We start from the raw sequence: 17,154 nt of genomic DNA, 5'->3' as shown, positions 1-17,154 counted from the left end.
TACTCATTGACAGTTGCACTGCAAGTGCACATGATTAAGGGATGGATCCAGATCCCCCCAGTTACAGCCTCGATCAGCTCCTCGCTCAGGCCAGCGATCAGCTGGGGGAACCCCTCAACCCACGCACCGTTCGCCTCTATGCCACCGAAGGACTGATCGATCGCCCCGGCCGCGATGGCCGTAGGGCGATCTATGGCCAACGCCAGCTACGGCAATTGCTGCTGATCCGCAGCTTGGCTGCACGCGGGCTCAGCCTCTCCGCCATCGCACCGCTGACGGCCGCCAGCGACGACGAGCTCGCCCACCAACTCAGCGCTCTGCTGCCGGAACCAACAGAAGCGATGGCAGCTCCGCTGTTGGACAACAACCAGGCACTCGCCTACCTCGAGGAACTGCCTTCAAGCCCGCCTGTGCACCGGTCGCGATCACACCAACGCCGCTCCTTCAGCACCAGCACAAGTGCCACCAGCCACTGGCAACGCATCGACCTCGCGCCCGGAGTGGAACTGCACCTCAGCGATGCCGTGCCGATTCCACCGGCGGGGCCGCGACGAGAGCACTGGCTGGAGCAGCTCACGCAATCCCTCAACGACCATTTCAATCCCGACACCCCATGAGCAACAGCCAAGCCCCAGCACCATCCCTTCGCTTCCGGCCTCTACGGCCCGCCGTCTCTGCCGATGCACCAGGTCGCCTCGATCTGCTGATCAGCGTGGTGCCACCACCGGCCCCGAACACCACGCAAAAGCGCACGCCCCTCAACCTTGCGCTAGTGATCGACCGCTCCGGCTCCATGAACGGTGCGCCCTTAAGCCAAGCCCGCAAAGCCGCCTGTTTTCTTGCTCGAGAGCTCACGCCCGCCGATCGGCTGGCGATCGTGGTCTTCGATCACGACGCCGACGTCTTGGTGCCATCCATGCCGGTCAAAAACCCGGAGGTGTTCGTGCGCGCCATCAACAGCATCGAGGCTCGCGGCATGACCGATCTTCAGCTCGGCTGGGTCACTGGAGCGAGGCAAGTCGCTGAACAGCTCAACCCCCAAGTAATGAATCGGGTGTTGCTGCTCTCCGATGGCCACACCAACCACGGGACCACAGAAGCGGAGGTCATCGCCCAGCAAGTGGCTGGCCTCAGCAGCCGTGGCGTCAGCACCAGCGCCTTCGGATTGGGAGATGGCTTTGACGAAGACCTGATGGGAGCCATCGCCAGCGGCGGTGACGGCACCCTGGCATTCATCGACAACCCAGATCAGTTGGCTGATCTGTACGCCAACGAACTCAATGGCCTCACCAACACCGCAGCCAAACGCATCAGCCTCGGCCTACGCACGGTTCAAGGCGCCGAACTGATCGACGCACTCAACGACCTACCGCAAACGGCCTATGGCAACTGGCAGCTGCCCAACCTCCAATTCGGCCATGAACTGCATGTAGCTGTGCGCTTGCAATTGCCACCGTGGAAGGCCAACAACGAAATCGCCACGCTGCGGTTGGCTTGGGAGGAACCTGGGGATGAGCAACGTCACAGTGTTCGGGTGCCGCTCACGTTGCCAGTGCTACCGGCAGAAGAATTAGCAGCCATGGATGTTGATCCCCTGGTGGCTGAACAGTTCGCCTTGCTCCAGGCCAATCGCGACCGCCAACGAGCCATCGATGCGCTTGATGCCGACGATCTTCAAACAGCTGATCAGTGCCTGATGGCCATCGACCACTCCCTTGCCTCCATGCCCACGAGCGACGCAATCGTGGCCGAGCGGGTCGCCCTGACACAGCGACGGGCAATGCTCAAAAGCGACCGCAACAAAAGCCGCAAACATCTCCGCCGTGAAGCACTGCGCTCCAGCGTGCATGTATGGGACGACACCCAGGCCACAGGGGACTAAGCCTCGGCCCTGGCTCTCGCCCTGGGTCTCGCCCTGGATCTTGAAAACCACACTGAACCGTCATCAGCCAGGGATCGTGACCACACCAACGCGCCGGTCGCCACCCTCCTCTCCACCGCGATGATGAGGCCAACCATTCCCCTCGGTCATGCGCACAACGGCCTCGCTGTTGTTCAGCCTCGCTTCAATGGCTCTGCCTGCTGCCGCCTGCTCACTCCATCAGCCGCCGCTGGCCAACAGCGTCACACCCGCAGCGGAACAACGCCCCGCCTCAGGTGATGCACCATCCAGCACCGCGAAGGTGACGGTGCAACCCCTTGGCAGCGTGGATCTCTCCCAGGAGTTTGCAGGCCTGGAAGGACGGGTGCTGCGCACGCGGCGGATCACCATCGCACCCGGCGGATCCGTGGCCTGGCATGAACACCAGCGCCGCCCCGGCGTCGCCTACATCCTCAGCGGCAACCTGATCGAAGTGCGCCAAGACGGCACCGGGCAGCGAAGGATCCAGCGCCAGGCAGGTGACGCCGTGTTCGAGTCGAGCGGTGTACGCCATGGCTGGATGAACAACTCGGCACAACCCGCCACTGCCGTAGTGATTGATCTCGTGCCTGCATCGCAACCCTGACGCAGGCATCGGCGCTTGCGCTCTTTGGCTGGAGCGCGATCAAGCGTGGAGAAGTGCCAACGAGCCGAACAACAGCAGGCAGGCCGCAAACACAACATTCACCAGCTGTGCTGCACGCTTAGCGTTGCGCTGGCTTGGATCAAACAGGTGCAATCCTGCCGCCTGCGCCATATAAATTCCAAACACAAGAATCACAGCGCCCTGCGTCTGCATCGCCCAGGCTTGCGCCCAAGCGATCAATCCGACCAATCCCCAGGCGAGGTTGGCAAACCCCGCCTCCAGCTGAAAATCGTTGCGCTTGCCATAGTCCCAGTTCATCCGCTTTGCATCACTGCGGTGAAACACGGCATGGCGTAAAAACGACACCACACCCACTCCACCAACCACCCAACTACTGATCCAGGCCGTCGCCGACACCAGATCACCACGCTGCAGTGCGCCAAACCCTCCCCAGAAACCAACGAAGCCCAACAACCAGGTGAGCTGCATCAGACGCTGAGAGGGGCCAGGCCCAGAAGGGAGTTGCATTGGACGTGGGGCCAACTATCCCTCTCTAACCACGAAGATCCTGAAACGTCTCTGATCCACCAATGGAAAGGTTTTTGGAGGCCAACTCATACATCCTTTGGTGCAAGCTTGGCATCTCTTTCACTGCGAACCAATCCTGATCTTGAGGCATTGGAACCACGATCGGACCTAGATCAATCAGCGAAAACTCAAGGGTGATGAAAACGCCATCAGCATCTCTGTAACCCAACTCCAGCATTAACTTGCCGCTCTCAGTCGGCATGTTGATCGTGGCGGCCTCTTTCCAGATGCTGGTTTCGGCTTCAATCACCGCAGTCATTCCACGGGAAGAATCACCCGTAGCGATGCTCTTAAGCCTTAAAATAAGGGTTGAGTCATAACTCTTGGAAACAAGCTTTTTGGTTTCGTCGCGAAGCTTCCAATTGCAATCAATCTGTCCCGACGAGATCTTGCAGGACAGAAAAGACCTGACCGGAGGAGTTGTCTCAGACTTTTCCGGCTTGAGGATGCCCAGTCTTCTCAGAAGCCCTTGCATAGTCGGGATCAATTTCACCGCTTTTTACTATGGATACTGGAATTTCGGGGCAAACGTTTCAACTGCGTCATCCGCGTATCAGCTGTTACCAAGCATGCGCTCGCGTGACCAAGTTGAAGCTGAACAGCCTTGACTGCCTGATCCGCAGCGCAGGGACAGATGGGCGGATCTACATTCAGCCCGCGTGTCGCCTGGCAGCTGAGATGCCTGTGTTGTGATGACTTCCAGCACCAGGTCCCTGACCCTGGAATGCGATGCAGCCTTGCTGGACAAGTTTGAGGCCTACGCGCTGACCAACGGCCTGGATCTGAACGCAGCGATGCAGCTGGCCCTGCGCTCTGTGATCGCAGCACCAGCGTCAATCACAGCCACAGACCAGGCAGCGCGGGATGCTCTCACCAAGCTGAAGGAGCGCACTGAAGCACTCGAGAACCTCACCCGGCAAATGACCACCCACATGCGCATGCTTCAAGAGGAGGTGGACAGCCTCAAGCGACCTGCAACGCCAAGCCAAGACCAACTGATGGCAGAGATGCTGCCCACAGTGACTGACGATTTCGCCGCCGATTTTTGATCAACAACCAACAGTCCTGGCTCTTCTAGGAGCCATGGCATCGAACTGAAACGAGGAGGCCTATGCGTCAGCTCACCGATCGACGTGAGCCAACTCACAGCCGCAGCACGACAACGAGGCGATCGTGAATGCACGGTGAAGGACCCCAACAACGACGTCATCACCGACCGAGACCAGGCCGCGATATCCAGAACGCCCCGCCACCACGGTGGGGCGTTCTGCTGTAGGCAAGCCATTGCCACTTTCAGCTGAACCAGCACAAAAAGGCAATGCGCATGAACACTGATAGGCAAACCAGGTCACCTCACCCAAAGTGACTGCATCGAGATCGGAGGCGCTGATGACAGCCGACACTCCACCTGAGCAAACCCCAGAAGCAGACTGACTTTTTGGCCCCTGCTCCAACAGTTTCCACCCATCCGTGAGGCTGGTCCTTTCACGGGCGTTTCAGGTCCGCCCCGTGAATCGACACTCCATTGCATCGCCACAGGTGCCCCGGAGCTGCATCAGCCACACACCTGGACGTCATGGCCCCAGGGACGCCATCGCCAGACGCTTCGCCCCTACCTCTCTCTTCTGCAGTGACGGGGTTGAACCATGCACAAGCGAGCGACGTAGGCCGTCTTTCCACCACGGAAGGGCGGCCTTCCTTTTGAAGGGTACACAGACAGTTCCGAAGACTGGAAACGTCTAAGCCTTGCCAGCTCTGCTTGCCCCGTCCTTTCGGCGTCTCTGCGATCCACAGCTTGGAACACCAAATCAAGCTTGATCAAGACAAGCACCATCGCCATCCATCCTGAACACGCATGCACGCATCAGCATCGCCAGAACGCAATCGCAACGAGACAAGTGATCTTCTACAACGGTGATCTCAACGCCTTCCTGTGGCGAGGCGTTGCAGCGATCTACGCTTTCCTCTTCCTGATTGCATTCTTTGGTTTTATTGCCTTACTCCAAGGCGACATCACCGGAGGTAGCATTGTGATTGCAGCATCATCTCTGGTGGCATTGATTGCCCATAAAGCGATCAAAAACTACTTAAAAGGCAGAAACTATTAAGAGCCTATGCACCTTGAGCAAGGAAGAATTCGAAAAAGCAGAGCAAGAAAGACCGGGGCAAAATCAAATCAAACCTATGTCATACCTTTTAGCTTTTGGATTTCTTCGATCCAAGGTGTGCGACGGAACAGAGTAAAGCGATTGTCATCTCCTGCTTGGGAGGACACCACAAGACAATTGGGGAATACAGGGATGGCGCCAAACAGAAGCGTCCAGTCTTTCCTTAAGGTAGTAATACTGGGCAAGGGAACAACCGTAGCCCCTGTCTGAACATTGAAGGCGTGTGCCTCAAAAATCAAACGCTGCTGAGTGAGGTACAGCCTGCCTCCAACCGTCTCGATACCGCGCTGGTGATTGGCCGGCGATTTTCGAATAATCGCTTCGCCCGCTTCAAGCTTGGTTTGCATGACTCCATGCTTCACTGAACTCAGGATATTGAGCAAAGCGCTGCTGTCAGCAAAAGCCCTTTTGAATGCTGGACTTGCTGAGATCAATCGTGGTTTTTTGGACAGTTGACTGGCATCTCGGCGTGGCTCCAACCCAGAGAAGCGACAGGGAAACGTCAATGTCCGCTTCAACGGCTGGCCCCGCAATGAGAGGAGTTTTTGCGGGTGATGCCCAGTGACAGCAGGGGGGCTGAGCATTTCACCAGGTCTTCACCAGAACTTGCCACCATCCTCACCACAGCAGTGCAGTTGGGTTCACCAGAAGGGCTGTGATCTTGAAGGAGTCGAGGGGGCACTACCCCACACATCACATGCACATCAAGCTGATGACGACTCAAACTGTTCCAATCCAAGAGGTTACTGATCAAGAGCTAGAAGCCATCCACGGTGGGGGCAATCAATTTGGACTTCCATCCTGGGCTCCTCGCGGTCGTGATCGACGCCCTGTTGACAGGTGGTACGAGACCAAACGCAGGTAAACAGTCTCTCTACTTCGCTCAAGAGTTGATAGCAGAAAGGTCTGAATGATTGGGAAGGAGGCAACCACCACCCCGCAAGGAACTGGGTTTTTTCTTGACTATCCCTGCCGAAAAATTGCGATTACAAGCGCGGCTCTCGGCAGGACAGCATCATGCGCGCACTTGCCCATGCCTAATGCTGCGCCGCCTGTCCCTTGGCCTTGCTGCTCCTGCCGCCTTGGGGCTTTTGGCGCCTGTGGCTGCAAACGCCAGCGACCTGAATATCAACGGTGTGTCTGACTACGCCGCTTCTGGCGAGCAGGTCACCAGCATCACCCAATTCTCGGATGTGGTTCCGACTGACTGGGCCTACCAGGCTCTGTCGAACCTGATCGAGCGCTACGGCTGCGTCGCCGGCTACCCGAACGGCACCTACCGCGGTAACCGTGCGATGACCCGCTTTGAAGCGGCCGCACTGCTGAACACTTGCCTCGACCGGATCACTGAAGTGACCGACGAACTGAAGCGCCTGATGAAAGAGTTCGAGCGTGAACTCGCCATCCTCAAGGGCCGCGTTGACGGTTTGGAAGCCCGCGTAGGCGAACTGGAAGCCACCCAGTTCTCCACCACCACCAAGCTGAGAGGCCAGACCACCTTCGTGATCGGCGCCAACAGCTATGGCGGTGATGCCCAACAAGGTAGAGATTACTTTGAAATACAGAAAAATAATATGGGACAATATGACGTGATCGGTGGCTTCGGAACACGCCGCTCAAAGGTCGCTTCTGAATTAAGCGGGGCTACCACTTTTAATTACGATATCCGCCTTTTTGTTGATACAAGCTTCACAGGAAAAGACCTCTTGCGAACCATGCTGCGAGCTGGAAATTTTCAGAACACTCCTTTTTACGCAAGTAGAATTGGAGCCGGCGGCTACGTGGGCCTTAGTGCACTAGCGGTTACATTTGGGGAGCCAAAAATCCCAGACTCCTTAAGTGTCAATCGATTGTTTTATCAATTTCCAGTAGGCCGCAACCTACAAGTCACAGCGGGTCCTATAGTAAGACAAGATGAAATGCTTGCGATATGGCCTGGCGCCTACAGTCGCGAATCAGTACTTAATTTCTTTAGCTATGCAGGGGCACCAGCAGTTTATGACAAGACACTAGGCGCTGGCGGCGGAATTTCGTGGACCTCTAACGAATTTAGCGTTAGCGCTAATTATGTGAGTTGCAATGGTCAATTTAGCAGCCCGAACAAAGGGAAATATGGAGCAAGACAACTGGAAGGGGGTACTCCCTTTAACCCCGCAGGTGGCATTGGCACAGATGCAGCCTGCTCCAATGGCACTGTGCAAATTGCTTACGCACCAGACAATTGGGGGCTTGCAGCTGCTTATACATATTCTTCAGGAATAAATGGTGCGGGAATCTACTCTGGATCTGCAACAAACTTTGCTGCACAAATTAGCCAGATTGGAAACGCAAATTCATTTGGCTTAAGTGCATGGTGGTCCCCACTCAAATCAGCTTGGTATCCCAGCATTAGCGCTGGATGGGGTTACAGTAAAATGAATTCCGAGGGAATATACAAAGAGCTTGCAACAAGTGCTGTGTATCAATCATGGTCTATAGGCTTGGAATGGGATGATGCATTCCTTATTGGCAACACCCTTGGAATGGCCGTAGGACAACCGACATTCGTGACAAGCTGGGACAACACCTCGAAATCTGGGAATAGGTACACGAACAATGGCAATTACATTAACGACGGCAATTATGCATGGGAAGGCTGGTATAAATTTCAGATTAGCGATTATATTTCTGTAACCCCGGCCATCTACTATTTGAGCAGGCCTCTCGGAGCAGTTACAAACGCGAAGCTAAATACAGGAGATGGGGCCTTCAACAACTTTGGAGCAATTCTTAAAAGCACATTTAAGTTCTGAACCAATGCTCTAAGAGGCAATGCCCTAAGAGGAGGCATTGCCTCTCAATTGCTTGCAGCAGCGCAATTTCTATTCGTGCAAAATGCCCAAGAGCATCCAGCGATTAACACCTTAACATCAGCATCACGCAACCGGGGGTTGAGACTGCATGACATCAAAGCGCCTGGATGTAGGTTTTTAGTTCGGGCATTGTTTCTTACCTGATAACGCCTTACCTAACAATGCCCATCGATGATGCTCTGGTGTATTGCGGCCAATCATTGCCTGATTCTTGAATCTTAGAGACGGCCATGCAAAGCCCAGCTGCATGTACCAGGGGGCTTGTCATCTCTTCAGCCACTACCATAAGCACACAATCTAGTCTCCATCACCTAGGGAAATTAAGTGGCAACAATAGGCATAGTTCTCAACATATTAGCTGGTATCTCAGGCTTCGATGCCGTTTGTGCCCCCCCTGCGTAACAGACGTCAATGCGCCGCATAAGCGGTTACTTGGACTGGGGATTGATGAACTCGTCAGTGAGGGCGAGTGCATCACCACCCCGCTGTTCGGAGACGAGCAGATCAACCCTGTCGTTCCACCATCGAAGGGTCTCGGGCTGCAGTCCCTTGTAATCGTCTTTGTTCGGTTTGTCCTTACCGCGAGCCATAGTCGCGCCGCATCGATCTCCAGTTAAGCGAGGAGTCGATAGCAACTGCGACTCGTCAAGCTCTTCAAGGGGCGATCCTTCCTTGGCGTCCAATGCTTTCTGTCACCCGTCTCTAGTCATTCAGTTGGCAATACCAATCGACCACTCTGATCACCTGAAAGTGGTCACCGATCGAGCTCATGGCACCGTGATTGGCCATGGCGGCATGGTGTATCGACTGTCCTGATCCAATGGCAAGAACCTGGCATCCAAGTGGCGATGAGCCGCAGCCTGGCTAAAAAGCAGACAAATACCAATGCCTTACTCAAGCCTTCATGGCTTCCTTCAAGCAGAAACGCTGGAACTTCCTAGCCGCAGTCGCGCTGTTGCTGGCGCTAGTACTGGGCATCAGCGGCATCAGCCAGCTCAACTTCAGCACTGAAGAGAGAACCGACAAACTGCAGCTCAGCTCAGCTCCGCGCCATCAGGTGCTTCGTGCTGACCGAACCGAGCTGGATGGCTGGACGTCCCTACGAAGCCACCCCCCAGAGCAAGAGAGCCTCCTTCTGGATGCCAGCGATGCTGATAAGGCGTTGTATCGCGTGCAGGTGGGCATTTACTCCACCAACACCTACGACCTTGACCTCAGCGTTCCCAGCTTCGAGGCCCGCGGCTACCTCTGGATGAGCTGGGGGGAAGCCCTGCAGCAATATCTAGAACAGAACAACCTTGGCCTTGAGGATCGAATCATCCTCGCCAACGAACTGATCTCCGATGCCGATCCGGGACTGCACCCAATAGGGGATGCAAAACGCATGCCGGATGGTAGCTATTACCAGCGGTTCTCCTACATCGGCCGTTTCTATAGCGACAGGGCCAGCTTTCGTCACTTCCCCTTCATCACCGTGAGCCTGCCGATTGTGCTGGAGGCCGATGATGTCGACGGCGTCTTCGAATACACCAACCTTCGATTCGTACCGGATGTGGAGAACAGCGGTGTGGGCCTGTTCTCCGGAATCATCGGCTGGCTTAAACGCAGCTGGTCGATCGCCGAGTACCGGCATACCTACGCCACGAATTTCGCATTGGGCGGAAATCAGGTGGCCTACAGCACTGTGGTCTTCGACATTGCCTTCGGCACGTCGTCATGGTCGGCGTTCTGGCGACTGATCCTGCCGCTACTCGTGGTGATGGCGATGGTGCTACTGGTGTTCAAATTGGAGCCAGATCAACAGGATGCCCGCGCTGGCATTCCGATCACCGTGCTGCTCACGCTCGTCTTTCTGCAGCAGACCTACCGTGATGAGCTGCCGCAGCTTCCCTTCCTCACCTTCCTCGACCAGGTCTATGTGATCGCCTATGTGGTGACACTCTTGGCCTTCGTGCTGGTGATCTGGATCGGCCGCCGCTACAGCGAGCTCAAACAGCTTCCCGAAGGGCACGACCATGACGTGATGGCCAAGCGCCTGCACACCATGGACGAGATCTGGCCGCTCACCGTTGTGGCCTTCAGCAGCGTGAGCGTGGCACTCTGCTGGTTCACCCTGCCACCGGGCAGTTGAGGAAAGAGAGCGACAGCCGCCGATGGGAACCGCTCACCAGGGCAGCACCTCACCGTTGGCATGCCAGAAGGTACCGCTGCTCTCGAGCGTGAGTGCATCGATCCGCGCCAGTAGCCCCTGCACCGACGCGGCCGGAGTGATGCCATGGGGATTGAAGTTGATCATGCGTGTTCGCACCAATCCCGGATGCAAGATCGCCACTGCGATGCCTCGCGATGCCAGATCGACCGCCAGCGACTTGCCAGCAATGTTGAGGGCCACCTTCGACATCCTGTAGCCGTAGGAGCCACCGGAGGTGTTGTCATCGATGGAGCCCATGCGACTGGTCATCAGCGCCAACTTGGCGCCGTAGGGCATCTGATCCACCAGAGCCCGAGCCAGCAGCAACGGTGCAAGGGCATTCACTTCGAACTGACGCCGAATCGCCTCGACATCAAGATCCTCCAACCCCATCGACTGAAGCAAACCCGCATTGAGAATCACCCCATCGAGGGGCATGCCGGCTAAGCGTTTCACCAAGTCAGTGATGCACACCCCACGCGTGAGCTCGATCCCCGATTCGATCCTCACGCCCAGAGCATCGAGGGCCGGGGAAGCCTCCCGGCAGACCGCGATCACCTGCTCTCCGCGCGCCTGCAACTGCCTGCAGTATTCCAATCCAATGCCGCGGTTTGCGCCCGTGACCAGAAACGAAGCCATCCCAGCAGCTGAGGCAAGCCACCATCCTGATTGGTCAAGACGCCGCACCGACTTGCAAACCCTGCCCATAATCAAGGCAACAAGAACAACTGAGTGCAAAACGTGTCCCCCAACCAGCCTGGGGCTCAGGCATCCCTCGCCGTTATCGCAGCCTTTACGGCTTTGATCGTTGCCATTGCCGCCATTTTCGTGGTGCCTGCTGGTCAGGTGGCTGTGATCACAACGCTGGGCAAAGTAAGTGACGAAGCTCGCCTGCCTGGCCTGAATCTCAAGGCCCCATTCGTGCAATCCGTGCATTTCTTCAATGTGCGCACCCAGGTTCGCCCTGAGGAATTCTCCAGCCTCACCAAAGACCTGCAGGTGATCGAAGCGACCGCAACGATCAAATACGCCGTCAAATCCACCGAAGCGCCACGGGTTTACAGCACCATCTCCACAGGCAATGAAGGGATTTACGCACGGATCATTCAGCCTTCACTGCTCAAATCACTGAAATCCGTCTTTTCAAAATACGAGCTCGTGGAGATCGCCACAGATTGGAACAAGATCTCCTCAATCGTTGAGGAGAGTGTTGCCAAAGAGCTAGAAAAATTTGACTATGTGGAAGTCAAAGGACTTGATCTCACCGGCCTCAAAATTGCTGAGGAATACCGTTCTGCTATCGAGCAAAAACAAATTGCCGAGCAGCGCCTGCTCAAAGCCGAAACCGAGGTGAAGATCGCTGAACAAGAAGCGATTAAGTTCGAAACCCTCAATAAAGGCCTGAACGACAGAGTTCTCTATAAGCTGTTCCTCGACAAATGGGACGGTCAGACCCAAGTGGTGCCAGGCCTCTCCGGCGGCACCCCACCAGTGATTGTGGGGCGGCAATAGCCCGCTGACCCCACACCAAAACGAGCCAAGTCGCCAGCCACTTGCTGCGAGATGCTCCCTGGTTTTGAGCTCCCCCTGAAGGGACTCGGAGCCAGGGTCTCCATCACTCCTGCTCCGAGGTGATCACGCCTCGCAGTACAACGTGCCGATCAGAGGCCTAGAAGCCGCCGAGATGAAGGGCAAGCTCGAGGGTGCCGAGGCCAAACAGGAAGGTGCCTCCGAGCAGAACAAATTCTTTCGGGCTTCTTGCCATCGATAGCAGGGACGAGCCCACGAGCAACGCTCCGAAGAATCTAAAGGGAATCTGAAGCTCCAAGCTGTCGAGGTCTTGCGATCGCGCCATTTTGCCCCGAAAAGGTTACGCAAATTCATGCAATTGAGACAAAAGTGGCTTCAACCTGATAACTACGCAATGTTTATTTATATCTCTGAAGAATAAAAAACTGACGCTTGTCGTCGCTAAGCATGGCTGCGGGTGTGCCGATCCGTCTCCTGCCCTTGAGCATGTGGATAAATGTCACAACTGGGCTGACAGGGGCCCTCTCAGGAAAGAATTCCGCAAATGCCATCCACGATCCATGCCGCTGCTGTGGGAGAACCTCGCCAACCAGCTGAACAGCGTCCGCTCCACCACGAACGTTGACTACAGCACTTGGTCAACCCCTTCAGGTGCACCAGACCAAGGCAGTCGCGAAGAACGACTGAAAAAAGCCCTCGCTGCTGTGAAAGCCACAGGCAACAGCCAGATGATCGAGTCTTTGACCGCAGCGCTGGAAGGCCGCGAAGCCACGATGGAACTGCCGGATCTCGAGAGCGGTCCTCAGGCGTTCCTCAAAACGATGAATCAAACGCGAGGCTGATCCCACCCACTCAGCTACCAGCACCGTGCAGTGGATGGCCAGCGACGCTGACGCAAGGCGTTGCCCCATCCCAGCCACTGAGCTGCGCACCTTTATCAAGCTCAGGAGCCTCCGTGGGCAGGTGCTAAAGGCAGTCGCAACAGAAGGCGCTCTGACGTCAGGCGAATTTATTTCTGGCGTTTGGTGAGATCACCGAAATCATCATCGTTGGGCTGCAGAAACTGCCAAACCACCGGCACGGTGAACACCACCATCAAGCCAATAGTTGCCCAGATGGCCACGGTGTAATCGCCCACGTTGAAGTCCGCATCAGCGCCGACGTTAGTGGCCTTCCTCAAACGACAGGCCCCAGAGAGGACAGCCCGGCCTAGAAGCGTTCGATCCTGCCGGCAGCCGGCAACAGCGTGGCGCTGACCACCGACGGCTCGGCCTGGATCCGCAAGCCAAGTGTGCTGCCATCCACCCAGGCGATGCGCCCAGGCGCGCGCCGACTGGAGATCACAGACAGCAACAGCTGATCGCTGACAGGATCGAATCGCAACATGGAATCCGGTGCCATCAGCCAGGGCTCGAGGGTGCGTTGCTTGCGCACCTTGCCATCGCGATCAAGCAACAACAGCGTGTCAACAGTCTTAGGCAGGGAATCGCGCAGCACCACCCAAAGGCGTTCTCCCCCGTTATCGCAGGCCACCCCCATGACGGCCTGCTCACCCAGCCAGATCTGACGTGGTGCAAGGCCGGGAATCACCAACTCCACCGACCGGCGATAGTCCGGCCAATGACGCACAAGCAGAGCTCTGCCGGATCCAGTGCAGAACGCCCTCAGATCTCGACTGCCTGGAAGTGTCTGCCGATCAGAGGCTTGATCCTGCAGGGTCTGAAGGGACAACAGCTCCAGACCGTCGTACCCAGGCACCACCAAGCCAGTGCCATCCGGCAACAGACGGATAGGACCGGCCACCTTCAGGCTCAAATCGCGGCGCCGCCCATCGGGGCTACGCATCCAAAGCTGATCACTCCCTGGCTCAAGCCGGCCGGCCTGAACGAGTAGATCCCCTCTGAGGTTGCTGCTCACATGCGCGAACAACTGGGGTTTTTGGGTGATCCGCTCCAGGTCACCCACCAGAGGGGACCCCACTGCATCGGCATCGGTCGCGAGGGATCGCGGCATTAGGTGTCGAACGTCGACAAACTGGTCGCCGTTGTCGTCAGCACTGACGAAGGCGACGCCGCGGCCATCACCGAATGGCTCCACCTGAAAAATGCCAGGCAGCACTGGGCTCAGTGGCACCCAGGATCCCTGACGGTCTTGCAGCTGCAATTGCTGGCCCTCTTTCAGCTGCACGACGGCCAGTAACGTCGGCCGTGGATCCCAAAACCAACGGCTCGGCGCGACACGCAGACCGCGCCGATCAGCACCAGCCAGATCCAGCTGCAGCGGAGACTGGATGGGATCCGTGCGGTTGAGCAGCAATCGCCAGGCGTTGTCGGCACCAAACCAAGCATGGGACAGCTCCGGCTTGATTCGGCTCTCGGCCGCGATCGTCTCCCGTTGCATCGGGCGACTAAAACGCACATCGAGCGCGCCGGCCCCGGAACGAAGTGGCTGGATCGCCAACATCTGCAACCGGGGTGGACGGCGAAGCAGCACTTGTTGCTGGACCAGCACCAGCGCCGTCAGACCTCCCAGGGCCAGCAACAAAGGACGGGGCAACGCCCACAGACCAGATCGGGTCATGGTTCCAGAGGTCGTTCAGGTCGAGGGATGACCTTCAAGCTTGAAGGCTCCAGAACATTGCGCAGCGCACCGTCATGCTCCTGCGTCACCATCTTGCCCTTGACATCCAGCCAGGTATCAGGCTTCGGATCAAAGCCCTCCGGCCACAGCACAGGCAAACCCGATGGCGTGGCATCCGCCAGACAACACCGCACCATGAGTCGGGCGAGCTGAGCAGGTTCTCCCGGGCGCTTCAGCACAAAACCGCTGATCGACACCGGAGCCCCGGCATGCAGAGACGGATCGGGCTGTGTGCGCAGGAGCCGCACCCATTCGGTGAGCGTGCGCTGCTCAGGTGGCAACACGAACGCCAGTCGCGGCGCCTCCGGGAGACTGCTCGGTCGACTGGAGGCGAGATCATTAAACGAAGGCTGTGGCGGGAAGACGATGATCGCCAGCGCCACCAGCGCAGTCAGCCACCAGCCGCGAGGCAGAGTTTGGCTGGCCTGCCCCGCCCGCTTGCGACGCAGAAGCAAGCGCAGCTGCAGCAAGCCGATCAAGATCAACAGGCCACCGCCAACAGCAACAATCGGGTGATAGACGGAACGCAGGAGCAGATCGAGACGGCCGGATGCCGTGCTCCAGACCATCACCCAACCCCACAACAGCAACAACAGGGGAAGCGACAGGGATGACCAGCGAAGGCGAAGCGTCATGACGTTCAAAGCTGCACCAGGTTCACCCACTGACCGATCAGCAGCACCAGCAGCGACGCGGCCAAGGCGGTGACTGCAATCGCTTTGGGGCGCAGGAGCACGGTAAACAGACCAGCGAGCTTGAGGTCCACAACCGGGCCCAATAACAAGAAGGCCAGCAGCGCCCCAGGCGTGACCTGCGCAGCAAAACCGAGCGCAAGAAAAGCATCCACACTCGAACAGACCGAAACCACAAGGGCCAGCAACATCAGCGCCAGAACCGACAGAGTCGGAGCCGACCCCACAGCCAGCAACCAGGCGCGAGGCAACCAGGACTGAACTGCTGCAGCCAGGGCACATCCGAGCACCAGCAACACCAAAAGCCCGAGGAACTCTCGACCGCTATGCAGCAGCACGTCCGACAGCGAGATGGACTGGGATGAAGGGCGGGGCGAAATGGGAATCGGAGCCGCGCCGAGAACGCCACTGCCCCGCTCCAGCAGGCCGACTTCGGCGAGCGGCTGCGTCAACCGGCGCTCCTCGAGCAAGGCAGGCTCCAATAGGGCCCGTTCCCCCATCAACCCCAACAGGGCACTAAGGGCAATGGCAATCACAAAGGCCCCCAGAGGACGGGCGAATAGCAACCAGGGCTGATCAGGGAATGCAGCCCAGGTGCTGGCCAACACGATCGGATTGAGAACAGGCGCCGCAAACAAAAAACCGAAGCCGGTACCAAGGGGGGCACCGCTGGCCAGCAAGCGCCGGGCGACGGGCACATTGCCGCACTCACAGGCCGGCAGAGCGAAGCCGAGCAAGGCACCGACCACAGGAGCCAGCAGCGGGTGACGTGGCAACCGTCGCACCCAAGCAGCTTGGGGCACAAGCCAGCGGGCAAGCGCAGCAATCGTGACCCCTAACAAAAGGAAGGGAAGCGACTCAAGCAGCAAGCCTTGAAAGATCGCCCAGGCGGTGGCCAATCGCGCCATGAAGGTGAATGGTTTGGCCAATCATCACCGGCCCAGCCGCGATGGGGAAGAGCTCGGACATTGCACCAAGAATGAGAACCGTTATCATTCGGCCGTTCTCTGGTCTGCCTCATGGGCGTCTGTTATTCGCGCCTGCTGCGCAGCACTGCATTGATCGCCGCAGGCTTAGCCACAGGGCTGGCCAATCCATCACCATCCCAAGCGGCAACCCCAGCGGTCGTGGCAGGCGATGGGGTGCTTTGCGATCTCACCCGCACCCTGTCCGGCGGAGCCACCGATGTGCGCTGTCTGATTCCACCCGGCGCCGATCCCCACCATTTTCAACTCACGCCGGCCAACCGGAGAGATATCAGCAACTCCGAACTGGTGCTGATTAATGGATACAACCTCAACCCATCGCTCAGTCGTCTAGACGGCAATTTCGAGCTGATCGCCGTGGGCGAGCGCGCTGTTCCAAATAACCCCAACAAGGATCCCCATCTTTGGCACAGCCCTGCCAATACGGGTGCCATGGCCAATGTGGTGGCCGATGCTCTTCAACAATTACCGATTAATGCTGAATCGAAACAGGCTCTGAAACGACGCCAGCAGAACGTGATCGCCATCCTCAAGGATCTCGACACTTGGAACCGTCAGCAGATCTCCACCATCCCGGCTGACCATCGCGTTTTGGTGTCCGAGCATCTCGCGTTTGAGTTTTTCACCGACCGCTACGGGATGCGTCACGTGGCCATGATCGACGACTACGCCACCGGAGGCACCCTGCGGCCCTCCAGCCTGAGAGCGATCAGCAACGCCGTAAAAGCCTCCAAGACCAAAGTGCTGTTCCCCGAACAATTCCCGGTCTCCAAGACCATGAAGCGCATCAGTCGCAGCAGCGGCAAGCCCATTGCCAAGAACCTCGTTTTTGCGGACGGCACGGCACCTGGCAAGAGCCTGATCGAAACCGCCACCAGTAACACCTGCACGGTGGTGAATGCCCAGGGAGGCAGCTGCAATCAAGCCTCTGCCGAACGACTGCAACAGCGATGGAGTGCTGTCCAGTAAAGGCAGCAAGACCACTCCCCACTCAATCCCG

At 57.5% G+C, this 17,154-nt stretch carries 21 protein-coding genes; 10 read left to right on the top strand and 11 right to left on the bottom strand.

Annotated features, from left to right (window positions below; all coding sequences use genetic code 11):
* The first annotated feature begins 41 nt into the window (after positions 1-41).
* From DXY10_RS09340 to DXY10_RS09330, 3 genes are all read left to right on the top strand, one after another.
* The gene (locus DXY10_RS09340; protein WP_115018719.1) at positions 42-617 is read left to right on the top strand and encodes a MerR family transcriptional regulator; all 576 of its coding nucleotides are present in this window, start codon (positions 42-44) and stop codon (positions 615-617) included.
* Positions 614-1,882, top strand: a complete 1,269-nt coding sequence (locus DXY10_RS09335) for a VWA domain-containing protein (RefSeq protein ID WP_115018717.1) — start codon at positions 614-616, stop codon at positions 1,880-1,882. Before DXY10_RS09340 ends, DXY10_RS09335 begins: the two co-directional genes overlap by 4 nt.
* Positions 1,883-2,030: 148 nt before the next feature.
* Entirely contained in the window at positions 2,031-2,507 is a 477-nt protein-coding gene (locus DXY10_RS09330; RefSeq protein WP_115018715.1) for a cupin domain-containing protein, read from the top strand.
* 39 nt (positions 2,508-2,546) lie between these two features.
* On the opposite strand, the gene DXY10_RS09325 is transcribed toward DXY10_RS09330, so the two are convergent.
* Entirely contained in the window at positions 2,547-3,035 is a 489-nt protein-coding gene (locus DXY10_RS09325) for a DUF6790 family protein (protein ID WP_136989154.1), read from the bottom strand.
* Positions 3,036-3,060: 25 nt separating this feature from the next.
* Positions 3,061-3,570 (bottom strand): hypothetical protein, encoded by a 510-nt coding sequence (locus DXY10_RS14290; RefSeq protein WP_136989151.1) that lies wholly within the window; start codon positions 3,568-3,570, stop codon positions 3,061-3,063.
* 217 nt (positions 3,571-3,787) lie between these two features.
* On the opposite strand from DXY10_RS14290, the gene DXY10_RS09315 reads away from it, so the two are divergent.
* Positions 3,788-4,144 (top strand): hypothetical protein, encoded by a 357-nt coding sequence (locus DXY10_RS09315; RefSeq protein ID WP_115018710.1) that lies wholly within the window; start codon positions 3,788-3,790, stop codon positions 4,142-4,144.
* 72 nt (positions 4,145-4,216) lie between these two features.
* Here the strand turns inward: DXY10_RS09315 and DXY10_RS09310 are convergent, their stop codons facing one another.
* Complete coding sequence (locus DXY10_RS09310; RefSeq protein ID WP_136989149.1) at positions 4,217-4,498, bottom strand: hypothetical protein; 282 nt, start codon at positions 4,496-4,498, stop codon at positions 4,217-4,219.
* 411 nt (positions 4,499-4,909) lie between these two features.
* Here DXY10_RS09310 and DXY10_RS09305 point away from each other — a divergent pair, with 411 nt between their 5' ends.
* Entirely contained in the window at positions 4,910-5,203 is a 294-nt protein-coding gene (locus DXY10_RS09305; protein WP_115018707.1) for a hypothetical protein, read from the top strand.
* A 74-nt stretch (positions 5,204-5,277) separates the two neighbouring features.
* On the opposite strand, the gene DXY10_RS09300 is transcribed toward DXY10_RS09305, so the two are convergent.
* The gene (locus DXY10_RS09300) at positions 5,278-5,610 is read right to left on the bottom strand and encodes a GRAM domain-containing protein (protein WP_115018705.1); all 333 of its coding nucleotides are present in this window, start codon (positions 5,608-5,610) and stop codon (positions 5,278-5,280) included.
* A gap of 693 nt (positions 5,611-6,303) precedes the next feature.
* Between DXY10_RS09300 and DXY10_RS09290 the strand changes: the two genes are divergently transcribed.
* On the top strand, positions 6,304-8,055 hold the full coding sequence (locus DXY10_RS09290) for an iron uptake porin (RefSeq protein WP_115018701.1): 1,752 nt from the start codon (positions 6,304-6,306) through the stop codon (positions 8,053-8,055).
* 488 nt (positions 8,056-8,543) lie between these two features.
* Here DXY10_RS09290 and DXY10_RS14620 read toward each other — a convergent pair whose 3' ends face one another.
* Entirely contained in the window at positions 8,544-8,705 is a 162-nt protein-coding gene (locus tag DXY10_RS14620) for a hypothetical protein (protein WP_170955769.1), read from the bottom strand.
* 314 nt (positions 8,706-9,019) lie between these two features.
* Here DXY10_RS14620 and DXY10_RS09285 point away from each other — a divergent pair, with 314 nt between their 5' ends.
* On the top strand, positions 9,020-10,246 hold the full coding sequence (locus tag DXY10_RS09285; RefSeq protein ID WP_115018699.1) for a hypothetical protein: 1,227 nt from the start codon (positions 9,020-9,022) through the stop codon (positions 10,244-10,246).
* 33 nt (positions 10,247-10,279) lie between these two features.
* Here DXY10_RS09285 and DXY10_RS09280 read toward each other — a convergent pair whose 3' ends face one another.
* Positions 10,280-10,945: an SDR family oxidoreductase gene (locus tag DXY10_RS09280; RefSeq protein WP_115018843.1), complete on the bottom strand. Its 666-nt coding sequence runs from the start codon at positions 10,943-10,945 to the stop codon at positions 10,280-10,282.
* 144 nt (positions 10,946-11,089) lie between these two features.
* Here DXY10_RS09280 and DXY10_RS09275 point away from each other — a divergent pair, with 144 nt between their 5' ends.
* On the top strand, positions 11,090-11,818 hold the full coding sequence (locus DXY10_RS09275; RefSeq protein WP_244282199.1) for a prohibitin family protein: 729 nt from the start codon (positions 11,090-11,092) through the stop codon (positions 11,816-11,818).
* A gap of 157 nt (positions 11,819-11,975) precedes the next feature.
* Here DXY10_RS09275 and DXY10_RS09270 read toward each other — a convergent pair whose 3' ends face one another.
* Entirely contained in the window at positions 11,976-12,161 is a 186-nt protein-coding gene (locus DXY10_RS09270) for a hypothetical protein (protein WP_115018698.1), read from the bottom strand.
* Between the two features lie 235 nt (positions 12,162-12,396).
* Between DXY10_RS09270 and DXY10_RS09265 the strand changes: the two genes are divergently transcribed.
* Positions 12,397-12,678 carry a hypothetical protein gene (locus DXY10_RS09265; RefSeq protein ID WP_115018696.1) on the top strand — a complete coding sequence of 94 codons (282 nt, stop codon included), beginning with the start codon at positions 12,397-12,399 and terminating at the stop codon, positions 12,676-12,678.
* Positions 12,679-12,845: 167 nt separating this feature from the next.
* On the opposite strand, the gene DXY10_RS15020 is transcribed toward DXY10_RS09265, so the two are convergent.
* The 4 genes from DXY10_RS15020 to DXY10_RS09250 all read right to left on the bottom strand — a co-directional run bounded on the left by DXY10_RS15020 (position 12,846) and on the right by DXY10_RS09250 (position 16,076).
* Entirely contained in the window at positions 12,846-12,974 is a 129-nt protein-coding gene (locus tag DXY10_RS15020) for a hypothetical protein (RefSeq protein WP_256359477.1), read from the bottom strand.
* Between the two features lie 71 nt (positions 12,975-13,045).
* The gene (locus tag DXY10_RS09260; RefSeq protein ID WP_115018694.1) at positions 13,046-14,416 is read right to left on the bottom strand and encodes a hypothetical protein; all 1,371 of its coding nucleotides are present in this window, start codon (positions 14,414-14,416) and stop codon (positions 13,046-13,048) included.
* Complete coding sequence (locus DXY10_RS09255) at positions 14,413-15,111, bottom strand: TIGR03943 family protein (protein ID WP_115018840.1); 699 nt, start codon at positions 15,109-15,111, stop codon at positions 14,413-14,415. Before DXY10_RS09255 ends, DXY10_RS09260 begins: the two co-directional genes overlap by 4 nt.
* A 5-nt stretch (positions 15,112-15,116) precedes the next feature.
* Positions 15,117-16,076, bottom strand: a complete 960-nt coding sequence (locus tag DXY10_RS09250) for a permease (RefSeq protein WP_115018838.1) — start codon at positions 16,074-16,076, stop codon at positions 15,117-15,119.
* A 111-nt stretch (positions 16,077-16,187) separates the two neighbouring features.
* Between DXY10_RS09250 and DXY10_RS09245 the strand changes: the two genes are divergently transcribed.
* Positions 16,188-17,123, top strand: coding sequence for a metal ABC transporter substrate-binding protein (locus tag DXY10_RS09245; protein ID WP_170955768.1), 936 nt, complete (start codon positions 16,188-16,190; stop codon positions 17,121-17,123).
* Positions 17,124-17,154 lie beyond the last annotated feature (31 nt).

This window comes from Synechococcus sp. UW140, from assembly GCF_900474295.1.
In the GTDB taxonomy this organism is placed as follows: Bacteria; Cyanobacteriota; Cyanobacteriia; order PCC-6307; family Cyanobiaceae; genus Synechococcus_C.
Note: the sequence above shows the minus strand (reverse complement) of the source record. Positions and strands in the feature narration are given on the sequence as shown.